Raw genomic sequence first — 3,472 nt, forward strand, 5'->3', positions numbered from 1 at the left:
GGCGAGCCCGGCGACGAGGGCGCCGAGGTCGGACGCGAGCTCCGCTGCCGTGTCGCCGGCCCGCCGTGGCATCGCCGTCCGGTGCAGGATCCGTCCGTCGGGGGCGCAGACCGCGGCCCGGATCCGGCCGGGATCGGACAGATCGATCGCGACGGCCTGCACCGCGTCCGGGTCCACCTCGAGCATCACCGCGGGCTTTCCCGGTCGCGACGCGGAGCGGTGACCGGTCTCGAGGATCACTCCGTCGGCCAGCAGGTCGCGGACGACCTCGGAGATCGTCGGGCGGGCGAGCCCGGTGAGGCGCGACAGATCCGCTCGGCTGGCCGTCGTCTCGCGCAGGAGAGTGCGCAGGACGACGCCGCGGTTGTGGCGCCGGATCGACTGCGCGAGGGGGACCGGGGCGATGGCGCGCGCGCCGGCGAGCCCGGCGGCGAGGGCGGGCGCCGTCGTCATGCGGTGCACCTCGTAGGGTGGGGATACGGCACAGGGGCCCCCTCGCGACCATCCGAGCGTCGGGCGACGCAACTTAGTTCAGTGACTAAAGTATGTAGGGCGAGCGTAAGGACGTCCCCGCCGGTTTGTCAAACATCGACCGTCCCCGTGCCCGGGAGGATCCGCGGCCATGCTGCAGAACATCGACGAGCTCGACGGCCAGGCGGCCCTGCGCCGGGTCAACCTGCGACGCGCCCTGCAGCTCGTGATGGACCGGCCGGGCGTCCAGACCCGCGCCGGGATCGCACGGAGCACGGGGCTGACGGCGGCCACGGCCTCCTCGCTCGTGGCGGAGCTCATCGACACCCGGCTCATCCGCGAGGGCGCGCCGGCCGCGAGCACGGGCGGCAAGCGCGCGACGACGCTCGACGTGGACGCCCGTCACCACCTCGTCCTGGTCGTCGTCCTGCGGGCGGCGGACGCCTGCCTGTCGCTGGTGCGGCTGGACGGCTCGGCGGAGCACGAGGAGCATCTCGCGTACGCGCCGGCGGATCGGGATGAGTCCCTGCGCCGGGCGATCGGCGAGGTGGCCGCGCGGTTCTCCGGTCGTCTTCTCGCGGTCAGCGTGCAGCTTCCGGGTGCGACCGACGGGCGCGTGGTGCTGGAGAGCGTGCAGCTGGGATGGACCGACCTCCCGCTCGCGGCGCAGCTGGAGGAGCAGGTCGGGGCGCCGGTGATCCTCGTCAACGACGTGGATGCCGAGGCCGTCGCCGAGGCGATCGCGGGCGAGGAGCCCCGGGGGCGCCGACTGTTCGTCCACGTCGGAAGCGGCATCGGCGGCGCGATCACGGTCGATCGCGAGCTCGCCGCCGGCCCCCGCGCACGGGTCGGCGAGATCGGTCACGTGCGCGTGGTCACGGGGGCGCAGGCGCGGCCCTGTCGCTGCGGCGGGACCGGATGCCTGGAGTCGGCGGCGTCGCTGTCGGCCATGCTCGGAGACGACGTCGTGGAGGGGAGGGACGCGGAGGACCTCGCCCCGCTCCTGGCGACCGCGGACGACGAGGCGCTCGCGCACGGCGCCCTGGCGCTCGGGCGCGTGATCATCCTGCTGACGGCGATGCTGGATCCGGTCGAGGTCGTGATCGGCGGGCCGGTCGCGCTGCTCGGCGACCGGTTCCTCGATCGCGTGCGCGCGGAGCTGTCGTACGTGCCTCGGGGCGCGAGCGCCGTGCCGGTGCGGGCCGCGGACGCCCGGATCGCCCGCTACGCCGGGGCGGCGCAGCTCGCCCTGACGGCGGTGCTCGGGGTGCGGTGGAATCCCGCCCAGGTCCTGCGCGGCTGAGCCAGGGCATCCGTGTGGCGCGACGGTCGCCACCTTGCCCGGGATCGCTTGGCGTATTACGATCGATTCAGCGTCAAAACGATCACAAACCTTCAGTTGATCGGAGCAGCCGCTCACGGCGACGCGATCGACGACGGGAGACCGCCATGACCGAGACGACCACCGCTCCGGGCGCCCACATGCGTGCGGAGCTGGACTCCCAGCCCGAGACCTGGGCCCGTGCCGCGGCGATGCGCGACGAGCAGCGCCGCCTCCCCGCGGCGGGCGAGCGCGTCGCGGTCGTCGGCTGCGGCACCTCCTGGTTCATGGCGCAGTCCTACGCGGCGCTGCGGGAGTCCGCCGAGGCCGGCGGGGAGACGGACGCGTTCGCCGCGTCCGAGGCCTTCGTCGGCCGCGGCTACGACGCCATCGTCGCCCTCACCCGCTCCGGCACCACCACGGAGGTGCTCGAGCTCGTCGAGCGGGTGCGCTCGGCCGGCGCGGATCGTCCGCGGCTGATCGGCGTGATCGGCGATCCGGCGTCCCCCCTGGTCGACCTCGTCGACGACGCGCTGCTGCTGCCGTTCGCGGATGAGCGCTCCGTCGTGCAGACCCGCTTCGCGACGACCGCGCTCGCCCTCTTCCGCGCCTCGCTCGGCGAGTCGCTCGACGCCGCCGTGGCGGACGCGCGCGCGGCGCTCGACGACGTCGACCCGAGCCTCTCCGACGCCGAGCAGTACAGCTTCCTCGGCCGCGGCTGGACCGTCGGGCTCGCCCACGAGGCGGCGCTGAAGATGCGGGAGTCCTCGCAGACCTGGACCGAGTCCTACCCGGCGATGGAGTACCGGCACGGCCCGATCGCGATCGCGGCGCCGGGGCGGATCACCTGGCAGTTCGGCACGGCGCCGGACGGCCTCGCCGGCCAGGTCGAGGCGACTGGAGCCCGCTTCGTGCAGCACCCGATCGACCCGCTCGCCGACCTCGCGCGGCTGCACCGAGTGGCCCTGGACCGCGCGCTGGCCCGCGGGCTGGACCCGGACCAGCCGCGCAACCTCACCCGCTCGGTCATCCTCGAGCCCTGAGCCGTCCGTGACCGCCGCCCTCGCTCCGACGCCCGCCGGGCCGCGATCGCTCGGCCCGGGACCGGCCGTCCTCGCGTTCGACGTGGGAGGGACGGACGTCAAGTCCGCCCTCGTCGACCGCTCCGGCACGCTGCGCGGTCTGCGGCGCACCTCCTCGCCGGAACCCGGCGCGGACAGCCCGCAGCGCCTCCTCGACCTGCTCGTGCGACTGGCGGACGACCTGCGCGAAGACCACCCCGGGATCGAGCCGGACGCGGCGGGGCTCGTCGTCCCCGGCATCGTCGACGCCCCGGCGGGGATCGCGGTGTTCAGCAGCAACCTCGGCTGGCGCGACGCCCCGCTCCGCGATCTCGCGACCGCGCGGCTCGGGCTCCCCGTCGCCTTCGACCACGATGTCGCGACGGGGAGCTGGGCCGAGCACCGGATCGGCGGCGCACGGCCCTTCGACGACGCCGTCGTGCTGATCATCGGCACGGGGGTGGCCGGCACGCTGATCCTCGACGGCCGGCTGCACGCCGGCGGCGGCTACGCGGGCGAGATCGGCCACTCCCCGCTGGGGGACTGGCCCTGTCCGTGCGGGGCCCGGGGGTGCCTGGAGGCGGTCGCGTCCGCGGGCGCCATCGCGCGGCGCTACCGC

Annotated in this window: 4 protein-coding genes; 3 read left to right on the forward strand and 1 reads right to left on the reverse strand. The window is 75.0% G+C overall.

The features are described 5' to 3' along the window. On the reverse strand, window positions 1-453 hold a 453-nt coding region (locus MR1_RS18690; RefSeq protein WP_157518391.1), incomplete at its 3' end, for a winged helix-turn-helix domain-containing protein. A 169-nt stretch (window positions 454-622) separates the two neighbouring features. Here MR1_RS18690 and MR1_RS18695 point away from each other — a divergent pair. The 3 genes from MR1_RS18695 to MR1_RS18705 form a co-directional block, all read left to right on the forward strand. Then, window positions 623-1,774, forward strand: a complete 1,152-nt coding sequence (locus MR1_RS18695; RefSeq protein ID WP_067250682.1) for an ROK family protein — start codon at window positions 623-625, stop codon at window positions 1,772-1,774. Between the two features lie 146 nt (window positions 1,775-1,920). After that, the gene (locus MR1_RS18700; RefSeq protein WP_067250685.1) at window positions 1,921-2,835 is read left to right on the forward strand and encodes an SIS domain-containing protein; all 915 of its coding nucleotides are present in this window, start codon (window positions 1,921-1,923) and stop codon (window positions 2,833-2,835) included. A gap of 7 nt (window positions 2,836-2,842) precedes the next feature. Next, window positions 2,843-3,472: ROK family protein (locus MR1_RS18705; RefSeq protein WP_157518393.1), on the forward strand; the 630-nt coding region annotated here is incomplete at its 3' end.

The sequence above is a fragment of the Microbacterium resistens NBRC 103078 genome, from assembly GCF_001552355.1.
Lineage (GTDB): Bacteria > Actinomycetota > Actinomycetes > Actinomycetales > Microbacteriaceae > Microbacterium > Microbacterium resistens.